Source organism: Gluconacetobacter johannae, from assembly GCF_014174305.1.
GTDB classification, from domain to species: Bacteria; Pseudomonadota; Alphaproteobacteria; order Acetobacterales; family Acetobacteraceae; genus Gluconacetobacter; species Gluconacetobacter johannae.
Map to the genome: position 1 here is coordinate 58,200 of NZ_JABEQH010000008.1, position 21,839 is coordinate 80,038.

Annotated in this window: 20 protein-coding genes; 7 read left to right on the forward strand and 13 right to left on the reverse strand. The window is 65.8% G+C overall.

Annotation, left to right across the window (positions count from 1 at the left end; translation table 11 throughout):
- Positions 1-167: 167 nt before the first annotated feature.
- From HLH21_RS07210 to HLH21_RS07260, 11 genes are all read right to left on the reverse strand, one after another.
- Positions 168-1,724, reverse strand: a complete 1,557-nt coding sequence (locus HLH21_RS07210; RefSeq protein WP_182942789.1) for a SpoVR family protein — start codon at positions 1,722-1,724, stop codon at positions 168-170.
- Positions 1,724-3,085 carry a YeaH/YhbH family protein gene (locus HLH21_RS07215; RefSeq protein ID WP_220789719.1) on the reverse strand — a complete coding sequence of 454 codons (1,362 nt, stop codon included), beginning with the start codon at positions 3,083-3,085 and terminating at the stop codon, positions 1,724-1,726. The genes HLH21_RS07210 and HLH21_RS07215 overlap by 1 nt, the downstream gene beginning before the upstream one ends.
- The gene (locus tag HLH21_RS07220; RefSeq protein WP_182942792.1) at positions 3,055-5,004 is read right to left on the reverse strand and encodes a PrkA family serine protein kinase; all 1,950 of its coding nucleotides are present in this window, start codon (positions 5,002-5,004) and stop codon (positions 3,055-3,057) included. The genes HLH21_RS07215 and HLH21_RS07220 overlap by 31 nt, the downstream gene beginning before the upstream one ends.
- A 381-nt stretch (positions 5,005-5,385) precedes the next feature.
- Positions 5,386-6,177, reverse strand: coding sequence for an MBL fold metallo-hydrolase (locus tag HLH21_RS07225; protein ID WP_182942794.1), 792 nt, complete (start codon positions 6,175-6,177; stop codon positions 5,386-5,388).
- 3 nt (positions 6,178-6,180) lie between these two features.
- The gene (locus HLH21_RS07230; RefSeq protein ID WP_182942796.1) at positions 6,181-6,972 is read right to left on the reverse strand and encodes a TatD family hydrolase; all 792 of its coding nucleotides are present in this window, start codon (positions 6,970-6,972) and stop codon (positions 6,181-6,183) included.
- Positions 6,972-8,507, reverse strand: coding sequence for a methionine--tRNA ligase (gene metG, locus HLH21_RS07235; RefSeq protein WP_182942798.1), 1,536 nt, complete (start codon positions 8,505-8,507; stop codon positions 6,972-6,974). The genes HLH21_RS07230 and metG overlap by 1 nt, the downstream gene beginning before the upstream one ends.
- The gene (locus HLH21_RS07240; protein ID WP_182942995.1) at positions 8,504-9,460 is read right to left on the reverse strand and encodes a DNA polymerase III subunit delta'; all 957 of its coding nucleotides are present in this window, start codon (positions 9,458-9,460) and stop codon (positions 8,504-8,506) included. Before HLH21_RS07240 ends, metG begins: the two co-directional genes overlap by 4 nt.
- A 2-nt stretch (positions 9,461-9,462) precedes the next feature.
- Positions 9,463-10,107, reverse strand: a complete 645-nt coding sequence (gene tmk / locus HLH21_RS07245; protein ID WP_182942800.1) for a dTMP kinase — start codon at positions 10,105-10,107, stop codon at positions 9,463-9,465.
- 5 nt (positions 10,108-10,112) lie between these two features.
- The gene (locus tag HLH21_RS07250; protein ID WP_182942802.1) at positions 10,113-11,372 is read right to left on the reverse strand and encodes a D-alanyl-D-alanine carboxypeptidase family protein; all 1,260 of its coding nucleotides are present in this window, start codon (positions 11,370-11,372) and stop codon (positions 10,113-10,115) included.
- A gap of 2 nt (positions 11,373-11,374) precedes the next feature.
- A complete protein-coding gene (locus HLH21_RS07255; protein WP_264811736.1) occupies positions 11,375-12,238 on the reverse strand; it encodes an RlpA-like double-psi beta-barrel domain-containing protein in 864 nt (287 codons plus the stop codon).
- Complete coding sequence (locus HLH21_RS07260; protein WP_182942804.1) at positions 12,235-13,224, reverse strand: lytic murein transglycosylase; 990 nt, start codon at positions 13,222-13,224, stop codon at positions 12,235-12,237. Before HLH21_RS07260 ends, HLH21_RS07255 begins: the two co-directional genes overlap by 4 nt.
- Before the next feature lie 290 nt (positions 13,225-13,514).
- Here HLH21_RS07260 and HLH21_RS07265 point away from each other — a divergent pair, with 290 nt between their 5' ends.
- The 4 genes from HLH21_RS07265 (at position 13,515) to HLH21_RS07280 (ending at position 17,129) form a co-directional block, all read left to right on the forward strand.
- Complete coding sequence (locus HLH21_RS07265) at positions 13,515-14,102, forward strand: DedA family protein (RefSeq protein WP_182942806.1); 588 nt, start codon at positions 13,515-13,517, stop codon at positions 14,100-14,102.
- Positions 14,099-15,196 (forward strand): ATP-grasp domain-containing protein, encoded by a 1,098-nt coding sequence (locus HLH21_RS07270; RefSeq protein WP_182942808.1) that lies wholly within the window; start codon positions 14,099-14,101, stop codon positions 15,194-15,196. The genes HLH21_RS07265 and HLH21_RS07270 overlap by 4 nt, the downstream gene beginning before the upstream one ends.
- 196 nt (positions 15,197-15,392) lie before the next feature.
- Positions 15,393-16,769 (forward strand): FAD-binding oxidoreductase, encoded by a 1,377-nt coding sequence (locus tag HLH21_RS07275; protein ID WP_182942810.1) that lies wholly within the window; start codon positions 15,393-15,395, stop codon positions 16,767-16,769.
- A 108-nt stretch (positions 16,770-16,877) separates the two neighbouring features.
- The gene (locus tag HLH21_RS07280; protein ID WP_182942812.1) at positions 16,878-17,129 is read left to right on the forward strand and encodes a hypothetical protein; all 252 of its coding nucleotides are present in this window, start codon (positions 16,878-16,880) and stop codon (positions 17,127-17,129) included.
- An 83-nt stretch (positions 17,130-17,212) separates the two neighbouring features.
- Here the strand turns inward: HLH21_RS07280 and HLH21_RS07285 are convergent, their stop codons facing one another.
- Together HLH21_RS07285 and HLH21_RS07290 are read right to left on the reverse strand one after the other, a co-directional pair.
- Complete coding sequence (locus HLH21_RS07285) at positions 17,213-17,953, reverse strand: glycosyltransferase family 25 protein (RefSeq protein WP_182942814.1); 741 nt, start codon at positions 17,951-17,953, stop codon at positions 17,213-17,215.
- Between the two features lie 53 nt (positions 17,954-18,006).
- Entirely contained in the window at positions 18,007-18,474 is a 468-nt protein-coding gene (locus HLH21_RS07290; RefSeq protein ID WP_182942816.1) for an MlaD family protein, read from the reverse strand.
- A 93-nt stretch (positions 18,475-18,567) separates the two neighbouring features.
- Here HLH21_RS07290 and HLH21_RS07295 point away from each other — a divergent pair, with 93 nt between their 5' ends.
- From HLH21_RS07295 to HLH21_RS07305, 3 genes are all read left to right on the forward strand, one after another.
- On the forward strand, positions 18,568-19,410 hold the full coding sequence (locus tag HLH21_RS07295) for an undecaprenyl-diphosphate phosphatase (RefSeq protein WP_182942818.1): 843 nt from the start codon (positions 18,568-18,570) through the stop codon (positions 19,408-19,410).
- A 21-nt stretch (positions 19,411-19,431) separates the two neighbouring features.
- Entirely contained in the window at positions 19,432-20,211 is a 780-nt protein-coding gene (locus HLH21_RS07300; protein WP_182942820.1) for a GDSL-type esterase/lipase family protein, read from the forward strand.
- Between the two features lie 78 nt (positions 20,212-20,289).
- The gene (locus HLH21_RS07305; protein ID WP_182942822.1) at positions 20,290-21,834 is read left to right on the forward strand and encodes an amino acid permease; all 1,545 of its coding nucleotides are present in this window, start codon (positions 20,290-20,292) and stop codon (positions 21,832-21,834) included.
- Positions 21,835-21,839: the final 5 nt, after the last annotated feature.

Consider the following 21,839-nt stretch of genomic DNA (forward strand, 5'->3'; position numbering starts at 1 on the left):
TACAAATTTTTCCGGGACATGACCAGCCCACGCCACCCCTCGGTCCCATGGGACCAGAGGGGGAATTCCCAGTTCTCCGATATCGGAAAAGGGCCTTTGAGCGCTGATTATAAAATTATCTTCATTCAGCGATATCATCGCCGGATGCAGCCTGCACGCAATCTGCCCTAGCCGGGTGGGTTGACCGCGTGCGTGGTGATGACCTCGCCGGTCTGGCTGTCAATTTCCTTCAAGACAACCCCATAACCCCATAATGTTACGAGATAATCCAATGTCTGTCGGGCATCGCCCGGTTGCAGCGTCTGCCCTTTTCGGCTGCGATGTTCCAGAACCAGGGTCCGGTCGCCCAGCAGATCGACATCGACGATCTCGATCTCGGTATAGAATGTCCCCGGATCATAGGTCAGGGCCACGCTGCGACGGATATCGCGATAGCCGGCCTCGTCATGGATGGCGTCGACCAGCAGATAGGGCTGGGTGGTGTCGTCACGCAGCCGGAACATGCGAAAGTCCCGGATCACCTTGGGCGACAGGAACTGCTGGATGAAGCTCTCGTCCCGATACTCGGCCCAGGCGTGCCGCAGGGTGCCGACCGGATCGCCATTGCCGGCAATGTCGGGAAACCAGCGCCGGTCCTCATCCGAAGGATCCACGCAGATCCGGGCGATGTCGGTCATCATCGCGTAGCCCAGTGCGTAGGGGTTGAAGGACGGCCCGCCGCCCGCCTCGAATCCGGGCTGGTTGATGACGTTCGACGTGGAATGGATGACTTCCAGATACGCGGCGTCGTCGATCCGTCCAAGTTCGTGCAGGCGGCGCATGATGTAGGCATGAACCCATGTGGCGCAGCCCTCGTTCATCATCTTGACCTGGGGTTGCGGGTAGAAATACTGCGCGACCATCCGGACGATGCGAATGATCTCCCGCTCCCACGGCGCCAGGCGCGGGGCATTCTTTTCCAGGAAATAGAGCAGGTTTTCCTCGGGCAGCCCCAGCCGCCGCCGGGTCGCGGAATCCTGCGGGCCGTCCTTCTCGCCCGGCAGGTCCGACGGCAGGGTCCGCCACAGGTCGTTGAACATGCTGTCTTCATATTCGCGGCGCTCGCGCGCGCGCTGCTGCTCGGCCTTGAGGTCCAGCTTGCGTGCGCCGGAATGACGATGGACCCCCTGGTTCTGCAGGGCATGTGCGGCATCGAGGATGCGTTCCACCGCCCGCTGCCCATGCCGCTCCTCGCACCGCGCGATGAAGCCCCGGGCGAATTCCAGATAGTCCAGGATCTGCGACGGGTCGGTCCATTCCCGGAACAGCCGGTTGTTGCGGAAAAAATGGTTATGGCCGAACGCCGCGTGCGCGATGACCAGCGCCTGCATCGTCGCGGAATTTTCCTCCATCAGATAGCTGATGCAGGGGTCGGAATTGATGACGACCTCGTACGCCAGCCCCATCAGTCCACGCCGATAGGCGCTTTCATGCCCGATGAAGCGCTTGCCGAACGACCAGTGCTTGTAGCCCAGCGGCATGCCGTGCGAGGTGTAGACGTCGAGCATCTGCTCGGACGTGATGATCTCGATCCGGTTGGCATAGATCTCCAGGCCGAGTTCCTTGTCCGCGATCTCCTGGATCGCGTCGTAGCAGTTCCGGATGATCTGGAAATTCCAGTCATTGCCGGAATAGAGCAGGCCGCCCGGCGTCGCGGACGCCCCACCCGGAACAATCTGGTCCATCAGGCCTCCGCATGGTCATGCTGGCGGGAAAACAGATCGCGGAACACGGGGAAGATCTCCTTGCGGTCGCCGACCTGGCGGATCGCAAGATGGCCGTTCTGCTCGGCAATCGTCCGATAGCTGCGCCACAGGTCGGTTTCCCCGCGAATGACCGCGCCGGATCCCGAGACCTCGATATAGGCGTAGTACTGGACCACCGGCAGGATGTCGTCCTGCAGCAGCGACGCCGTCCGCTGGGTGTCCGACGATGCGTTGTCGCCGTCCGACGCCTGCGCGACATAGATGTTCCAGCCCCCCGACGGATAGCGTTCGCGCTGGATGCCGCGCATCAGCTCCAGCGCGGACGACACGATGGTGCCGCCGGTGCGCGGATCGTGGAAGAACGTCTCCTCGTCCACCTCCTCGGCGCTTTCGGCGTGACGGATGAAGACGATGTCGACCTTCTTGTAGCGCCGTTCCAGAAAGACGTGCAGCAGCAGGAAGAACTGCTTCGCCAGATCCTTCATCCGCTCGGTCATCGAGCCCGAGACATCCATGATGCAGAACATGACGGCGCGGGTCGATGGCTGGGGCGTCATCGTATAGCGGCGGAAGCGCAGATCGACCGGATCGACCCACGGGATGCGCGCCATGCGCTGGCGGATCATCGACCGCCGCTCGCGCTGGCGTTCCAGTTCCTCGATCTCCTCGGCATCGAGGGGCCGCCGGGCCTCGAGTTCGGCGATCCGCTCGTCGATTTCACGCAGGTCGTCGGGTTTCGGGCGGCCCAGCCCGATCCGCCGCGCGATCGACCGGCGCATCGTCCGGCCCAGGTCGAGATGCGACGGCGCCCCCTCGTTGCTCAGGCCGCTGCGGCTGGGCACGCTGTTCTCGGTCGTCGAGATCTCGCGCTTAATCAGGTCCGGCAGTTCCAGGTCGTCGAAGAACAGGTCCAGGAATTCGTCCCGGCTGAGCACGAAGCGGAACGAATCCTCGGCGCCCCCTTTCTCGCCCCCCTGCCCCGGCCCGCCACCATTGCCCGGCCCGCCCGCCGCGGGCGGACGCTGCAACCGGTCGCCGCGCGAGAATTCGCGATTGCCGGTCAGGACGATCTCGCGCGTGCCCTCGGTGAAGACGCGATGGAATGTGGGTTCATGCAGCGCGTCGGACGGCACGGAAACGGCATTGCCCTGCCCGATTTCCCTGATCTTGCCCCGCGCGACCGAATCGCGAACCGCCTTCTGCACCGCGCCACGCGCCCTTTCGAGCACGCGGCGCCGGTTCTCGATATTCTTCCCATGGGGATTGGGACGTCTGTCGATAATATCCACTGGGCGACACCATTCCCGTTTCAGGCGGACTGCTTCACCCGCATGTACCATTCAACGAGCCTGCGGACCTGTCGTTCCGTGTATCCGCGCGATGCCATCCGCTCGACGAACTCGTCGTGCTTGCGTTCGGTTTCGCCATCCTTCTTCGACCCGAAGCTGATGACCGGCAGCAGGTCCTCCACCTGGCTGAACATCCGCTTCTCGATGACGTCGCGGATCTTCTCGTACGACGTCCAGGACGGATTTCGCCCGCCATTGCTGGCTCGGGCGCGCAGCGAGAACTTCACGACCTCGTTGCGGAAATCCTTGGGATTGGCGATCCCGGCCGGTTTCTCGATCTTGGTCAGTTCGGCATTCAGCAGCTCCCGGTTCAGCATCTGGCCGGTGTCGGGGTCCTTGAAATCCTGGTCCTCGATCCAGGCGTCGGCGTAGTCCAGATAACGATCGAACAGGTTCTGGCCGTAGTCGTTGTAGCTCTCCAGATAGGCCTTCTGGATCTCGTGCCCCAGATATTCGGCATAGCGCCCCGCGAGCTCGGATTTCAGGGTCGCGAGATAGGTGGCCTCGACCTCGGGCGGGAACTGCTCGCGCCGGATCGCATGTTCCAGCACATACATCAGATGCACGGGATCGGCCGAAATCTCGTTCGAATCGTGATTGAAGGTCGCGGACAGCACCTTGTAGGCAAAGCGGGTGGAAATGCCTTCCATCCCCTCGTCCACACCGGCGGCGTCGCGATATTCCTGCATGGTCCGCGCCTTGGGGTCGGTCTCGCGGATGTTTTCGCCGTCATAGACCCGCATCTTGGCGAACTGCGTCGAGTTCGGATGCGGCTTCAGCCGCGACAGGACCGCGAAGCGCGCCAGCATTTCCAGCGTGTTGGGCGCGCAGGGCGCCGCCGCCAGGCTGGAGGACTGGACCAGCTTCTCGTAGATCTTGGTCTCCTCGGTCACGCGGAGGCAGTACGGCACCTTGATGACGCACACGCGGTCAAGGAAGGCCTCGTTGGTGCGGTTGTTGCGGAAGGTCTGCCACTCGGCCTCGTTGGAATGGGCCAGGATGACGCCGGTAAACGGAATGGCGCCGATATTCTCGGTGCCCACGTAATTGCCTTCCTGCGTCGCCGTCAGCAGCGGATGCAGCATCTTGATCGGCGCCTTGAACATCTCGACGAATTCCAGAAGCCCCTGGTTCGCGCGGTTCAGCCCGCCTGAGAAGCTGTAGGCATCGGAATCGTTCTGGCTGTAATGTTCCAGTTGCCGGATATCGACCTTGCCGACCAGCGCCGAGACATCCTGGTTGTTGTCGTCGCCCGGTTCGGTCTTGGCGATCGCGATCTGCCGCAGGCGTGAGGGATGGATCTTGACCACCGTGAAGCGCGACAGGTCGCCGTCGAATTCCTCCAGCCGTTTCAGCGCCCAGGGGCTTGCGATGCCGGTCAGCAGGCGACGGGGAATGCCGTAGCGCCCTTCCAGCGCGTCGGCCATGCGATCCGGGTCGAACAGCCCCAGCGGGCTTTCGAACACCGGACTGACATGCCGCCCGGCCTTCAGGACATAGATCGGCTCCTTTTCCATCAGGGCCTTCAGCCGTTCGCCCAGCGACGATTTGCCGCCGCCGACAGGGCCGAGCAGGTAGAGGATCTGCTTGCGCTCCTCCAGCCCCTGGGCGGCATGACGGAAGAAGCCGACGATCTGCTCGATCGTTTCCTCCATGCCGTAGAAGTCCGAGAACGCCGGATAGATCCGCAGCGTGCGGTTCATGAAGATGCGCGACAGGCGGGGATCGCGGGAGGTATCGACGTTGCGCGGCTCGCCGATCGCCTTGAGCATGCGTTCTGCCGCCGTCGCGTAGCACGACGGGTCCGTCCGGCAGGATTCGAGATAGTCGGACAGGCTCATCTCAACTTCGCGACGCCCGTCCCGCATCGCGGTAGCCAGGGAAAACACGTTGATATCAGAAGAAGCCATCGACAGATGTCTCCGATCCGTCGCCGGGATCCGTCATGAACCCTGGGCGACCATGCATCATGGACAAGATTTCCCGGGCGGAGACCGTTCCCCGTCCGGGGAGAAACGTCAGGCTAGCGTTCGCGTATTTCTACCATCCAATGCTCGTCCCCTTTTTCAGATGGCCCTTTCAGATGGGCGGGCACGCCGCGGTCCATGGCCCAGGCGCTTCAACGGCATCGCTGTATCGTGAAGCGGCGGGGCACCGGACCTTCAGGGTCGTCTTGTCCAAAGGGTATCGCCGCAGACTGTCGCGATTCAACCTAAATCGCGCACCGGCCGCAAACACTTCCCCAGCTTCAACGGATTTTTTCAAACCCGCCTCGCCGGCCCAGGCCCGGATTACCGGAATGTCACGCGCATGCCATCGAAGGCGGGTTCGACCCCCTCGGGCAGGTTGGCCTGCATCCAGGCCCAGTCCATGTCGCCGCCCATATGGGTCAGAATCACCCGCCGGGGGCGCAGCCGCGCGCGCCAGTGCAACACTCGCTCCAGCCAGGCATGCGCGCTGTGGGCGGCCGCGCGCTGAAAGCAGTCCACCAGCCAGGTCTCGACCCCCTCAAGGGCCGCGAACGCCTCCTCGGGCAGTTCCACCACGTCCGTGGAATAGGCCAGGGACCCGCAACGCACCCCCAGCGAGAGCGTTCGGCCGTGAATCTGCTCGAACAAGGACAGGGTCAGACCGGCAATCTCGCAGGTCTGGCCGGCATGGACGATTTCCGGCACCACGACCGGACGATAGAAGCCGGGCGGCGACCAGGGGCGGAAGGCGTAGTTGAAGCGGGTTTCCAGGTCCGACAGGACGGGCGGCGTGCCATAGACCGGCAGGGGCCGGTCGATGACGCGATTGACGGCCCGGACCTCATCGAGGCCCGCGATATGGTCGGCATGGGCGTGGGTGTACAGGATGGCGTCGAACCGGTCGATTTCCTGCGCCAGCAACTGGTCGCGCAGGTCCGGGCCGGTGTCGATCAGCACCCCCCGTCCGTCATCGCCGCGCAGCAGCACCGACGCACGGGTGCGGCGATTGCGCGGTTCCGCCGGATCGCACACGCCCCAGTCGCCGCGTCCGCCCGGGCCGCCGATCGCCGGCACGCCGGTGGATCCGCCGCACCCCAGGACGATCAGTTCCATGGCCTATGACGCCCGGCTGAACAGGCGATGGAAATTGGCGGTCGTCACCTCCGCCAGCCGCTCGGGCGGCGTGCCCCGCAGTTCGGCAAGCCTGCGCGCGGTATGGGCGACGAATGCGGGCTCATTCTTCTTTCCCCGCTGCGGCACCGGGGCAAGATAGGGCGAATCGGTCTCGACCAGCAGGCGATCCTCGGGGATGGACAAGGCGATATCGCGCAGGGCGTCCGACCGGGGAAAGGTCAGGATGCCGGAAAAGCTGACATATCCGCCCAGGTCCAGCCCCGTCCGGGCCAGGTCGGGTCCCGAGGCGAAGCAATGCAGCAGGAAGCGGAACGGGCCATGGGCCGCGATCTCGTCACGCAGGATTTCGGCGACGTCCGCATCGGCGTCGCGGGCATGGATGACCAGCGGCAGATCCATCCGCCGCGCCGCCGCGATATGGGCGCGAAAACGCACCTGTTGCAGCGGCCGCACCTCGGGCGCGCCATGGAAGTAGTCCAGCCCGCTTTCCCCGATGCCCACGACGCGCGGATCGTCGGCCAGCGCCACGATGTCGGCGGGGTCCGAAATCGTGCATTCCTCGACATGATCGGGGTGCGTGCCCACGGTGCACCACACCCGCAGGTCCGGCCGGTCGAAGCGGGTCAGCTCCTTCTGCCGGGCCGCCCGCGACAGGCGGGTGCCGATCGTCACCATGCCGTCGACCCCGGCCTGCTTCGCCCGGTCCAGCAGGTCGGGAATCTCCTCGTCGGAGAAATGATCCAGATGGCAGTGTGAATCGATCAGCCCCGTCATCACGCCTCGGGCTCCACATAGCGGGGGAAGATGCCCTTGGGCGCAGGCAGCGCGCGCCCGGCCGGCAGGGGCGTCTCCAGCGCCGCGAAGCTCCGCTCGTCCGCGCCGGCGCCGACCTGGGTCAGCAGCGCGTCCATGCTGGCGGGCATGTAGGGCTGCAGCATCGTGCCGACGGCCCGCAGCGCATCGACCAGCACGCGCAGCACCACCGCCATGCGCTCGGGGTCGGTCTTCTTCAGCGCCCAGGGCGCCTGGCGGTCGATATAGGCGTTGCAGGCCCGGACCACGCGCCAGACCTCCTCCAGCCCGTCGGTCAGGGCGCGACGGTCGATCTGCCCATGCATCACCGTCGGCAGCAGGGCGGCCTGCGCCAGCAGGGCCAGGTCGTCCTCGGTCCGCGCGCCCTGTTCGGGCAGGACCCCGCCGCAGTTCCGCGCGACCTGCGACAGCGTGCGCTGCGCCAGATTGCCCAGGTCGTTGGCCAGTTCGACATTCATCCGGGTGATGATGGCCTTGCGGTTCAGGTCGCTGTCGCCGCCGAAGGGCATTTCGCGCATCAGGAAGAACCGCACGGGGTCCAGGCCGAATTCGCCGACCAGGTCGCGCGGATCGACGACATTGCCCAGCGACTTGCTCATCTTCTCGCCCTCGATGGTCCACCACCCGTGGGAGAAGACGCAGTCGGGCAATTCCAGCCCCGCCGCCATCAGCAGCGCCGGCCAGTAGATCGCATGGAAACGGACGATATCCTTGCCGACCAGATGCAGGTTCGCCGGCCAGTACCCCCAGCGCGGGCTGGCGGTGTCGGGGAAGCCCACGGCCGACAGGTAATTGGCCAGCGCATCGACCCAGACATACATCACATGCTCGGCGTCGCCCGGCACGGGAATGCCCCAGCGGAAGCTGGTGCGGCTGATGGACAGGTCGCGCAGGCCCTGCCGGACGAAACTGGCGACCTCGTTGCGGCGCGATGACGGCTCGATGAAGCCCGGCCGGGTTTCATACAAGTCCAGCAGCCTGTCGGCGAAGGCCGACAGGCGGAAGAAATAGGAGGGCTCGCGGACCCATTCCACCGGCGCGCCGGTCGGCGCGACGCGGGTGCCGTCGGGCTGCGTGACCAGTTCGTCCTCGTTATAGAAGCTTTCGTCGCGCAGGGCGTACCAGCCTTCGTAGGCGCCCAGATAGATATGGCCGTTCGCGGCGATCCTTTCCCACAGGGCCGAGGCGCCGGCGATATGGCGCGGTTCGGTCGTGCGGATGAAATCGTCGTACGAGACGTTCATCGCGTCGTACATCGCCCGGAAGTCGGACGAGACGCGGTCGGCGAAGGCGATCGGCTCCAGCCCCGCCGCCTGGGCCGCCTGCTCCACCTTCTGGCCGTGTTCGTCGGTGCCGGTCAGGAAGAAGACGTCATATCCCGCCAGCCGCTTGAAGCGCGCGACCACGTCGGCGGCGACGGACGTATAGGCGTGGCCGATATGGGGCGCCCCGTTCACATAATAGATCGGTGTCGTGACGTAATAGCGCCCTGTCATATTCCACTCACCAGTGTCAGGCCGGTCAGGATGGCCTGATGTTTATCCAGATTGAAGCGTTCCGTCTCGGCCCGCAGATGGACCAGCCGACGCCACAGATCGACCATGCGGTCGGCCGGCGCGCCGGCCGGCGTCCGTCCGCGCACCGCATCCCGCGTCCGAACCGATATGGCATCGCACAGGAGATTGAAGAAGACCGAAAAACCATTCTCCCGCTTCAGAACGGCCTCCGCGATGTCGTACATCGCCCCCGCCCCGACCGGTTCGCGCAGGATACGGTCCACCAGCACGCCGAGTTCCGCGCCGTCCCCCGCCAGCAGCGCCAGGGCGCGGCCGGGCGCGCCCTGGGCCAGCGGCACGATCCGCGCGATGTCCGCATCGGGCATGTCGCCGGCAAGATACCCCATGGCCTCGTGCATGTCCCGCGCCGCCAGCGGGGCCAGCGGCAGGGTGCGGCAGCGGCTGCGGATGGTCGGCAGCAGCCGCCCCGGCGCCGCGCACGTCAGGATCAGGATCGCGCGCGGCGGCGGTTCCTCCAGGATCTTCAGGATGGCGTTGGCGGCGCTGCGGTTCATGTATTCCGCGCCGTCCACCACCACCACGCGCCAGCCGTCCTCGGCCGCCGTGCGGTGCATGAACTGACCGATCGGGCGCACATCGTCGGCCACGATCTCGGCCCGCATCTTCTGCCGCTTTTCGTCCACCCCCCGCGCGATGGTCAGCAGGTCGGCATGGCTGCCGGCGGCGATGCGCCGCGCGGTGGCCGAGCCGGGGTCCTCCCCGTTCAGCAGTACCCGCGCCATCCAGAAGGCGAACGTCGCCTTGCCGATCCCCTCCGGCCCGGTGACCAGCCAGGCATGATGCAGCCGCCCGGCCCGCACGGCGTCCAGAAAGGCGGCCTGTGCCGCCCTGTGCCCGACAAGGCGGTCATTTTCGCGCGGCGCGGGCGCCACGATCACGCCGGCCCGGAACGGGAGGCGAGGCAGGCATCGACACGCGCCGCGATGTCACGGGCAACCGCATCCGCCGGCCGGTCGGCGGGAATGGGCAGGCACCGCCCCGGCGCCGCGCGCGCGATGGCGTCGAACCCGTCGGCCACGCGGGCATGGAAGGCCTCGTCCGCGGCCTCGTACCGGTCGGAACGCTGGCCCCGCGCGGTCAGGCGCGCCAGCGCCCGGGTGCGCGGCAGGCCCAGCACGAAGGTCATGTCCGGCACCACCCCCATTCGCGCCCCCAGCGCCTGGATCAGGTCCAGGATCTGCGGGTCCCCCTGGCCAAGCCCATACCCCTGATAAGCCAGGGTGGAATCGACGAACCGGTCGCAGATCACGACCTGCCCCCGGTCCAGCGCCGGCCGGATCAGGCGGTCCACATGGTCGCACCGCGCGGCGAAATGGACCATGATTTCGGCCCGCAGGGACAGGTCATGCCCGCCGAACAGCAGGAAATCGCGCAGCGCCTCGGCCCCCGGCGTGCCGCCGGGTTCGCGGGTGCGCGCGACATCGTGCCCGGCCGCGCGCAGGTGCGCCTCCAGAAGCCGCGCCTGCGTCGACTTGCCGGCCCCCTCGCCGCCCTCGAAGGTGATGAACAGTCCAGGCACCGCCTTCAGTGCCGGCCCAGTTTCTGGCCCAGCACCGTCGACGCCCGGGCGAACAGGCCCAGCCGCGCCACGTCCTGGCCGGCGGCCAGACTCATGCGGATGTCGGCCAGGCCGGGGTTGGCGATCACCAGTTCGCCCAGCACCTGCCCGGCCGCGACCGGGGCCTGCACCGGCGCCTGGTAATCGACGCCAACATGGGTGCGGGACCGCCAGCCATGCGGCAGGGTCATCACGATATCCCGCGTGGCGACCAGCGGCACCGTGGGCGCGGTGCCCAGCCAGACCGCGGCATGCTCCACGACGTCGCCCCGGCGGAACAGGACCGCGTTCTCGAAATTCGCGAAGGACCACTCCAGCAGGCGCTCGCCCTCATGCGCGCGGACATTGCTGGAGGGCATCCCGTTCAGCGCCAGGACGATGCGGTTTCCGCCCCGATCGGCGCTGGCGCACAGGCCGAACCCACCGGCGTCAGTGTGCCCGGTCTTCAGCCCGTCGGCCAGCCCCTTGTCCACCAGGACGTTGCGATTGCCCTGGGCGATCTTGTTGAAGCGATAATCCTTCTCGGAAAAGAAGTGGTAATATTCGGGGAAGTCGCGGATCAGGCGCACCGCCAGCGTCGCCACGTCGCGCGCCGACATGTAGTGGTTGTCGGCGGGCCAGCCGGTGACGTTCACGAAATGGGAATTCGTCAGGCCCAGCCGCCCCGCCTGGTCGTTCATCAGGGCGACGAACTGCTCCTCGGACCCGGACACGCCTTCGGCCAGCACGATGCAGGCGTCGTTGCCCGACTGGATGACCATGCCCTGGATCAGATCCTGCACCGGGATGCTCTCGCCCAGCGGCACGAACATCTTCGAGCCCTGCATCCGCCAGGCCTTCTCGCTGACCGGCAGGGGCTGGTCCAGCTTCAACCGGCCGGATTTCAGCATGCCGAACACGATGTAGGCCGTCATCATCTTGGTCAGCGAGGACGGCGGCATCCGCTCGTCCGCCGCCTTTTCCAGCAGGACGGCGCCGGTCGTGTAATCGACGATGCACGCCCAGCGCGCCGTCGTGTCCAGCGGGCCGATCGGGGTGGCCGCGGGCGGCCCGACCGGCGCGGCCGGGGCGTCGCCGTCATCCCCCGCATCGTCCGACGCGGCGGCCGGGGCGTGGGCATGGGACGACGCGGCGCGGTGCCGATGCGGCGCCGCGAACGCAAGAGAGCCGGAAGCGGCCAGCGAGGCCGATCCGGCAAGAAGGAACCTTCGGGTCTGCACGTTCATCCCTATTCGACGACGATCCGGGCACCGGTTACTCCGGCACCCATGGCCTGGTCCAGTCCCCGGTCCGCGTCGGCGGCGGTCGTGAACGGCCCGACATGTACCCGCCAGGCCGCCTTGCCGCGATCGCGCACCGGAACAACACGGCCACCGGTCCTGGCGGCGGCAATTTCAGCATAGCGAAGTGTCGAGAATGTGCCGGCATCCACCCACAGCAGACCCCCCTCGACATAGCCCTGACGCACCGATGCGGGCAGGTCGCGCATCACCGCCACCGCATCCGCCGCATCGCCGCCGCCCGAGGGCGCGGCGACGATCGTGCCGCCGGCGCCCGGATGATCGAGCGATTCCGCGCGGACCTGGCCGGCGGGGGCCGCGCTGACATCCAGATGCTGCCCCCCCGGCAGGGTCTCGGCCAGTTGCTCGTTCAGCCCCTCGATCCCGGTGACGGCCACCCGGACCGGATTGGCGCCGATCCCCAGCAGGGCGGCGGCCCGCGGCGTCAGCGACACCAGCCGCCCCGCCGAGACCGGACCGCGATCGTTCAGGCGAACGGTGATCTCGCGCCCGTTTTCCAGGTTACGGACCGTGACGATCGCCGGCAGTTGCAGGGTGGCGTGGCTGCCGGTCATGGCATTGCCGTCGTAATGCTCGCCGTCCGCCGTCACATAGGGCGTCTGGTCCGGGTCGGCGACGGCCAGCCCCGTCGCCCGATAGGAAAAATCTTCCTGCGGATAGCGCCAGACGCCGCCCATGCGATAGGGCGCGCCAATGACATAATGGGGCGAGGCCGGCGGCAACGGGGGTTCCTCGGGCCGATGGCAGCCGGCCAGCGCCGCCGCCATCAGCACGGCGCAGACACGCCTCACGTCACGTCACGACCCAGCAACCCGACCGCCAGCGCGTAGAAATCGGACGGGTTATAGCGGCGGATGACCGAAAAATTGCGATAGACCATGAAGGCCTCGCCCCCCGGCCCGTCCGGCCGGATCACCGCGCCGGTGACGTCCCCGCGCGAGAACGCGCTGCCATCCGGGCGACGGACCCCCAGCCCCATCCAGTCGGTCAGGGTCATGCGCCGGTCGCGCCCCAGCCGGTCCTGGCCCAGGGCGGCCGGAACGGACACCGCCTGCCCCCACGGCTCGCCCGCCACCCAGCCGCACTTGCCCAGGTAGTTGGCGATGGACGCAAAGACGTCGGGTTCGCTGGTCCAGATGTCCCGCCGTCCGGTCCCGGTATAATCGACGGCGTAGCGCAGATAGGCGCTGGGCATGAATTGCGGCTGCCCCATCGCGCCGGCATAGCTGCCGATCATCCGCTCGGGCTCGACGTCGCCATGGTCGAGGATCCGCAGCGCGTTCATCAGTTCGGACCGGAAGAACGACGCCCGCCGTCCGTCATAGGCCAGCGTCGCCAGCGCATCAGTGATGCGGAACGTGCCGATCCGGGTCCCGTATGCGGATTCCAGCCCCCAGATCCCCATCAACGGCTGCACATCCACGCCATAGCGCTGCCCCACCGCCGTCAGCAGCGCGCGACGCGCCTGCGCGGCGCTGCGTCCATCGGCGATCTTCTTGTCGGTGAGCACCCGCTGGCGGTACTGGGCCCAGGTCAGCGTGAATTCCGGCTGGTGACGGTCGAGTTGCAGCACCTTGTCGTTCGGCGCCTGCAGCGCCAGCGCCCGCCCCACCACCGACGCCGACAGGCCGTCGCGCAGCGCCTCGGCCCGGACGCCGGCCAGGAAGGCGGCATACGACGTCGCCGGCGCGGCGCGGGCCGGCGTGCCGACCAGGGCGACGCCCCCGCTCGCACAGGCTGCCGAGGCGGAAAAAAGGAAGGCGCGACGTCCGATCATGACGCATAGCTGTGCCACATCTGGCCGGGGCCTTTCAATCCTCGCCGCCCCGCCTGGGCGATTTGTCGGCCGGGACGAAGCATGCCACAAGGACCGCCTCTCCGGACCCGAGGCGGATCGCGCCGGGGCCGAAGCCCGGACACATGACGATCCGGGTCAAAATATCAGAGTTGGGCGACGCGACCGCATGAATCGGGTCGCATCGTCCAACGGCAAGAGGCTTGATGAAGTGACGCATGTGACCCTACCGCTCCCGCCGCTGCGACGCTGAACGCCGGCGCGTCCCCGTCATGTTCCCGTCCCTTTCCGCCCTGCTCGCCAGCGCCGGCACGTCGCCGTTCGTCCAGGCGCTGGCGATCATCATCGGGACCTTCATCCTGGAAGACGCGGCGACGATCGTGACCGCGATGGAGGTCCAGACCGGCCAGGTCTCGCTGGGGGTCGCGCTCGTGTCCCTCTATATCGGCATCGTGGTGGGCGACCTCGGCCTCTACGGCCTGGGGCGCCTGGCCGCCCTGTGGCCGCCGGCTCGGCGCTGGGTCGCCGTTCCGGGCACGGGCCAGCAGGGCCCCGACAGCCAGGGCTGGTTCGGCCGGAACGTCTTTCGCATCGTCTTCATCAGCCGCTTCATCCCCGGCGCGCGCCTGCCGCTTTATACCGCCTGCGGATTCTTCCGGGCCAGCATCGGTCGTTTCGCCGGCGCGGCAGTCGTGGCGACGCTGATCTGGACATCGCTGCTGTTCGCTGTTTCGCTACGCATCGGCCAGTTCCTGATCGACCATCTGGGCGCGTGGAAATGGCTGGGCATGGCGGGATTCGTCCTGACCATCATTCTTGTCGGCCGGATCGTGGCCACCGTGCGGAGTCCGTCCCGATGAACCAGGCCTCGACCGCCGCGACGCCGGCCGCCGGCAAGACACGCCAGCCCTCACCGCTGTCGCTGTTCGAATTCTGGCCGGGCTGGGTATTCTATACCCCGGTCGTGCTCTACTGGATCCTGATGGGCCTTCGGCACCGGGATTTCAGCCTGCCGACAGCGGCGAATCCGCGGATCGAGACCGGCGGCCTGTGCGGGGAAAGCAAGACCTCGATCCTGGACATGGCCGGGGACGAGGCCCGGCGCTGGATCGCCCCCTACACCACCATCGTCACCGGATCGACCGACGATGGCCGGGCGGCGCGCATGGCGCTGGAACAGGCCGGCCTGTCCCTGCCCGTCGTCCTGAAGCCCGATATCGGCTGCAACGGCACCGGGGTGAAGCTGATCGAAAGCCAGGACGACCTGGCCCTGACGCTGGACCAGTATCCGCGTGGCATCCGCCTGGTCCTGCAACGGCTGATCCCCTTCGAGCACGAGGCCGGCGTCTTCTACATCCGCCATCCCGACGAGGCGCAGGGGCGCATCACGTCACTGACCTACAAGGAAGCGCCGGTGCTGGTCGGCGACGGACGCTCCACGGTGCGGCAGTTGATCGACGCCGACGCGCGGACGCGCCTGGTCCCGCATCTCTACCTGCCCCGACTGGGCGAACGGGTGCACGACATCCTGCCGACGGGCGAACCCCTGCGGCTGGTCTTCGCGGGGAATCATTGCAAGGGGTCGATCTTCCGCAACGGCGCCGACGACATCACCCCGGCGCTGGTCGAACAGATCGACCGGATCATGCAGGACGTGCCCGATTTCCATTTCGGCCGGATCGACCTGAAATTCGAATCGATCGCCGCCCTGCGCCTGGGCGTGGGGTTCGAGATCATCGAGATCAACGGAGTCGGCTCCGAGGCCACCCATATCTGGGATTCTCGCACCACCCTGCGCGAAGCCTACGCCACGCAGTTCCTGCATTACCGCGAGACGTTCCGGATCGGCGCCAAGAAGAAGAAGGCGGGCTGGCGCACCAGCGGCGCCTTCACGATGCTGCGCTACTGGCGGTTGCAGAGACGGCTGCTGGCCTCCTATCCTCTGAACGATTAGCACTCCAGTTGCATTTTTGACCTGACGCGCCTTCTCCGGCGCGGAAAAATGCGACCGCCTGGGCGCGCCGCCCCTCGACACAGGCCGCGCGCGGCATCACCTCCCTGTTTATCCACAGATCCGGCGCCCCCGGCCAGACGCGCCCCCTGGGCCACCCGTCCGAAGCCGGCGCCGGTTCGGTCCGGGAGCAGACCTCATGGACGACGAAGACATCAGCCGCTTCGCGGCAACCCTGCGCGGGCCCGTCATTCAGGCGGGTGACGCGGAGTATGACGACGCCCGCAGGCTCTATAACGCCATGATCGACAGGCGGCCGCGCCTGATCGCCCGTTGCGCCGACGCCGCCGACGTCATGGCCGCCGTGGCGTTCGGCCGCGACAAGGCCCTGCCCATCGCCATACGCGGCGGCGGCCATAACGGACCCGGTTTGGGCAGCGTCGATGACGGGCTGGTCATCGACCTGTCGGCCATGAAGGGCATCCGCGTCGATCCCCGCAACCGTACGGTCAGGGTGGGTCCCGGCTGCACGACCGGGGAGGTCGACCATGCCACCCACGCGTTCGGCCAGGCTGTGCCCTTCGGGATCATCTCCACCACCGGCGTCGCCGGCCTGACGCTGAGCGGCGGCCATGGCTATCTGGCGCGGCAATACGGCCTCGCCATCGACAGCCTGATCGAGGCCGACGTGGTGCTGGCCGATGGTCGCTTCGTCGTCGCCGGCGAAGACGACAATGCCGATCTTCTCTGGGCGCTGCGCGGGGGCGGCGGCAATTTCGGCGTAGTGACCAGTTTCCTGTTCCGTACCCATCCGGCGGACAGGCTCTATGGCGGACCGATCATCTTCGACCTGTCGGACGCGGAAACGGTGATGCGATGGTATCGGGATTTCCTGCAGAACGCATCGGACGCGTTCTACATCTTTCTCGGCCTGCAGACGGTGCCGCCCAGTGCGCCCTTCCCGCCCGAACATTGGGGGAAACGGATGTGCGTGCTGCTCGTCTCGCATAACGGCGACGGGGCCGAGGCCGCCGTCAACGCCGTCCGCCCCGCCCTGCCGACGCCGCTCATCGACTGGGCGGGGCCGATTGCCTATCCGATGCTGCAGACCCTGTTCGACGCGCTCTGCCCGCCGGGGCTGCAATGGTACTGGAAGGGCGATTTCGTCAAATCGCTGCCGGACGCGGCGATCGCGGCCCATATCGCGCATGCCGCCCAGGCCCCCAGCGCGCTGTCGCTCATGCATCTCTACCCGATCGACGGCGCGGTGCACGCGAAGGCCCGGGGCGATACCGCATGGGCCGTCCGCGACGCGACATGGTCCATGGTCATCGCCGGCGTCGATCCCGATCCGGCCAGGGCCGATGCGCTGCGGGACTGGGCACGGGCGTATTGGGCGGCGGTGCACCCCTTCGACCTGGAAGGCGCCTATCCCAATTTCATGATGGATGACGAAGGCGAAGGCCGGATCAAGGCGAGCTACGGCGCCAACTACCCGCGCCTCGCCGCCCTCAAGGCGAAATTCGACCCCACCAACCTGTTTCACGTCAACCAGAACATCCGCCCGGCGGCGTGACAGCGTCGCGGACGGATTTCAAAGGATGAAGGAAGGGGTCGGTTCCCGCATAACGCTCATGCGGTCACCGATTATGGGGTCTCGGGCCACGCGGCTAGGCTGGCGGACATGACGCATGATCCCGCCTGGCCCGATCCCGAACATATTGGTATTCCGCGCGACCCGGAGACCACCGGCCCCCACGCGCTGCTCGACCCACAGGGCGAGAAAATCTGGGGATGGTGGGAGGCGCACCGGCGCCTGTGGGTCCTGTCCCGCTGGCGGCAGAAACACGCGGGACCGGCCATGGCGGCGTGGCGCTATCTCGGCCCCGCCCGCTGGCCGGAAACGGATGGCGGGTCGGAAGACGACCCGACCTAGCCAGCGCGTGGCGGCTTCCGCAGGGCGGTTTCCGGAAACGCTGCCGGGCAAGACCGGCATCAGATCAAATATGTTTCCGAGCACTAATGATAAAAATCTTCTCCATTCCACATGGTAGAAATGGATTTATCATTTTTTGAAACGCACAGTGGAGGCACACAGCAATAAGCATTCATTTGCTTATATGCTGCACATAAAAAATTATCCAAGCTTCCATTTTTATATAAACCGCCAACAATATCAATATTAAATGTCATATCTCTTATTGGAATTATGGAATTCATCAATTTACCAGCCCCTCTGGGAGATATAGCGTACCCACAAAGGCCAAATGCCTCCAATAATTTCACGGCCTTCGCATCAATGGTAATATCTGAAAAATTATCCGCATTTTCTGCGAATTTTTTACTATTGAAAGAAACAACTCCGTCCAAAACTCCAGGAACTATACACAAATATAAACTTGCATCAAAATTATTTCCAAATAAAACAATATCCCAATCCTCACCCAGAGAATCTATTACCTTTTTACATTCCGATGTGAAGTTTTTACAAATTATTGCATCATCTTCAAATATACATGCAGATTTTCCGCTCTCGATAACACCGCTCCACAGATATATATGGGAAAGCGCGTTTGCTATTGCGGCATTTCCATAAATGCAATCTTCATTCAATATCCCTCTGCCTATGAGGTCATTTTTATTTATATTTTGTTTATCTACAGCACTAAATCTCTCAATGTTTTCTACATGAAAATTTTTTTCTAAAAAAATTTCCCTCCTTTTGACGTCCTTGTCTCTATTTATATAGATATATTTCATGCTCCGCCCCGACCGATTATTTCTGTCATTCCGACCGCCCCCGACGCGCCGCCCTATTGCGTCGAATCGGACGGCAGGCCGCCATTGCCGAAGATGTAGTTGCTGACCTGCTGCTCCAGGCTGACGGCTTCCTGGGCGTTGGTGATGACGGCCCCGGGCGCCAGGCGCGCCGCCGCCTTGCCGGGCACGATCATCAGCGCATCGTCCGCAGTCATCGTGGCGCTGCCGATCATGACACCCGAATCGGCGGGCAGCGACAGGTTCCGGTCCACGGTGAAGCGGACATCGGCCATATAGCTGGCCGGGTCCAGGGTGATGGCGGCGACGCGGCCGACGGGCACGCCGGCCAGTTGCACCTCGGCCCCCACATGCAGGCCGTTCGCCGACAGGAAACGCGCGTCCAGCGCATAGCGATCATGGCTCAGATCGACCTGCGTCGCCCGCGCATAGGCATAGAACGCCCCGGCGACCAGCAGGACCAACCCGCTGAAAATTATCGCGCTGCCATTTTCTCGCGCCAAACGTTCCTCCTAAATCCCGAAGCGGTATCCGCTTGCGGCATCCCCGAAAACTGGGGCACGACAACATTGTAATTCGCCATGGACAGCCGGACAATGACACTCATCCAAGCTATCTTGATTGCCATCCTGCAAGGCGCCACGGAATTGTTTCCCGTGAGCAGCCTGGGGCACGCCGTGATCGTGCCCGCCCTGTTGCACTGGTCGCTCGATCCCCATGGCGACACCTTCCTGCCCTTCCTGGTGATGCTGCACCTGGGAACGGCGGTGGCGCTGCTGGTCTTCTTCTGGAAGGACTGGTCTGCGATCGTCCAGGGCCTGACCGGCCGGGACGGCACCCAGCGACAGGCCGAAAGCATCCATATCATCGCGCTGCTGGTGGTCGCCACCATCCCGGCAGTCATCATCGGAGGGGCCCTGGAGCATTGGCTGCGCGCCCTGTTCGGCACCGCGCGATTCGCCGCGATCTTCCTGATCCTGAACGGCGCCCTCCTGCTGGTGACCGAACGGATCAAGAGCCGCGAGCGCGTCCACCCCGACCGGGCCATCGCCGCGCTGACCTACGCCGACGCCGCCGTGATCGGCCTGTGGCAATGCCTTGCCTTTCTGCCGGGCATTTCGCGGTCGGGGGCAACCATCATCGGCGGCCTGCTGCGTAACCTCAATCACGAAGGGGCCGCGCGCTTCTCGTTCCTGATGGCCCAGCCGGTCATCATCGCCGCGACGGTGCGCGAGGCCTTCCACCTGCGCCATGTCGACATCCCGCCCGGCACGATGCAGACCGCGACGATCGGCGCGGTGATCGCCGCCATCACCGCCCTGGCCAGCACCGCGTTCCTGATGCGCTATTTCCACAGCCACGAACAATGGGCGCTGCGGCCGTTCGGCTATTACTGCCTGGGAATCGGCGCGGTGGCCTTTGTCCTTCTCGGCCACTGACCTGCTGCGGAACCCGACCTTATGCGCCCCTTTTTATCCGCCCTACCCCTCCTGGCCCTGCTGGGGCTGGGCGCCGCCCCTGCCAACGCCGTCCGCGCCAACATCGCGATCCAGCCCGTATCGCGCATGGACACGCCCTGGTGGCGCCAGCGATTCGCCGAAAAGCAGGCCGAAATCGCCCATGGCCGATTCGATGTCGTCTGGCTGGGCGATTCGATCACCCAGAACTGGGAACGGAACGGGCCGGAAGCCTGGCGCGATTTCGCCCCGGTGTGGCAGCGGTATTACGGCGACCGGCACGCCCTCAACCTGGGGTTCAAGGGGGACAGCACCTGCCACGTGCTGTGGCGCCTGGCCCATGGCGAGCTGGATTTCCGTACCCCACCCCGCCTGTTCGTCGTTCTGATCGGGGCCAATAATTTCGGCCATGTCCATACGGACGCGGGGCAGACCTATCCGGGCGTCGTCCGGATCGTCGACACGATCCATGCCCGATTCCCGTCCAGCCGCGTCCTGCTTCTGGGCGTCCTGCCGTCCATCCGCTCGGCCTGGATCACGGCGAACACCCGCCAGCTCAACCGTGCGTTGCAGGACGATATCCGCCGGGGCCGCCCCTGGCTGCACTATGCGGATGTCGGGACGGCGGTGGAACGTGACGGCGCGCCCGATCCGTCGCGCTTCCTCGACCCGCATCTGACGCCCCCCGATCCGCCCCTGCACCCGACCGCCACGACGCAGGAGGCGATCGCCCGCATGATCGAACCCGCCGTCGCCGACGCCCTGGCGGATCGTCGCCATTGACCACCCGCAGGATCGAACAGGGCGGCAACTCCTTTTCATTGCGATACAGTTTTTGCGCGGCATGTTAGGCTTCGTTTCATGCCGACTGTTCCCTCCTCGCCCCGGCGCCTGGCGCTTCGCAAATCCATCCAGCAGATCGAGTCCGAAAGCCTGACGCACGGGTTGCGCCGCACCCTCGGTCCGGTCCAGCTCATGATGCTGGGAATCGGCTCGACGATCGGCGCCGGGATCTATGTCATGACCGGCACCGCCGCCGCGAACTATGCCGGGCCGGCCATCCTGCTGTCCTTCCTGGTGGCTGGCCTGGCCTGCCTGTTCACGGCGTTTTCCTACGGGGAACTGGCCTCGACGATGCCGGTGTCGGGCTCGGCGTACAGCTACGCCTATGTGTCGATGGGCGAACGCGCCGCCTGGGCGGTGGGATGGCTGCTGCTGCTGGAATATGGGGTGTCCTGCGCGGGCGTGGCCGCCGGGTTTTCCGGCTATGCCACCAGCCTGCTGCAGGATCTGGGCGTCACGGTCCCCTCCTTCCTTCACGCGTCCCTGGTGCAGACGCTGCCGACCGCCCATGGGGCCAGCCTGCTGGTGGCGCCCCGGATCGACCTCGTGGGGGCGTCATCCGTTCTGCTGGTCACGTTCTTCCTGGTCCTGGGCGTCGAGGAATCGGCCCGGATCAATACGTTCATCGTGTTTATCAAGGTCGGTGTGCTGATGCTGTTCCTGGCGGTGGGCATTCATTACGTCCACCCGTCGTACCTGGTGCCGTTCATCCCGCCGCGCGAAGGCGGGTTCCATTACGGGGTGCCGGGCATCTTCCGCGCGGCCTCGGTCATCTTCTTCGCCTATGTGGGGTTCGAGACCGTATCGACCGCATCGGCCGAAGCCCGAAACCCACGGCGCGACGTGCCGCTGGGCATCATCGGGTCCCTGCTGGTCTGTACGCTGGTCTATATCTGCGTGGCCGCGGTGCTGATCGGCATCGTCCCGTACCGCAAGCTCGGCGTGGCCGATCCCCTGGCTATCGCGGTCGATACGATCGGTCAGCCCTGGCTGGCGATTCTCATCAAGATCGGCGCGGTGACCGGCCTGTGCTCGGTGATTATGGGCCTGCTCTACGGCCAGACGCGCATCTTCTTCACCATCGCCCGCGACGGGCTGCTGCCGCCGATGTTCTGCCGGCTGCATCCGAAATTCTGCACGCCCTGGATCGGCACCATCGTCCTGGGCCTGGTCGTGGCGGTGGCGACCGCGACGCTGCCGATCGACATCATCAGCGACCTGGTCAGCCTGGGCACGGCAACGGCGTTCGGCATCGTCTGCTTCACCGTGATCTGGCAGCGCAACACCCGGCCCGACCTGCCCCGCCCGTTCAGCGTGCCCCTGGGCGGGGTGCGGATCGGCGGGGTGTGGATCGGCGTCTCGCCGGCGCTGGGCATCCTGTTCTGCGTCATCATGATGGTCCCGCTGTTCGTGGACATGATCCGCGCCCTGTGGAACGGCAACCCCCTGCCGGCCATCCTCCTGGGAAGCTATGTCGTCCTGGGCGTGCTGGGCTACGTCTTCTACGGCCGGTCGCATTCGCTCCTGGGCCGCGAGAACGCGGCCGTCAGGTCCCTGTCCTGACCGGG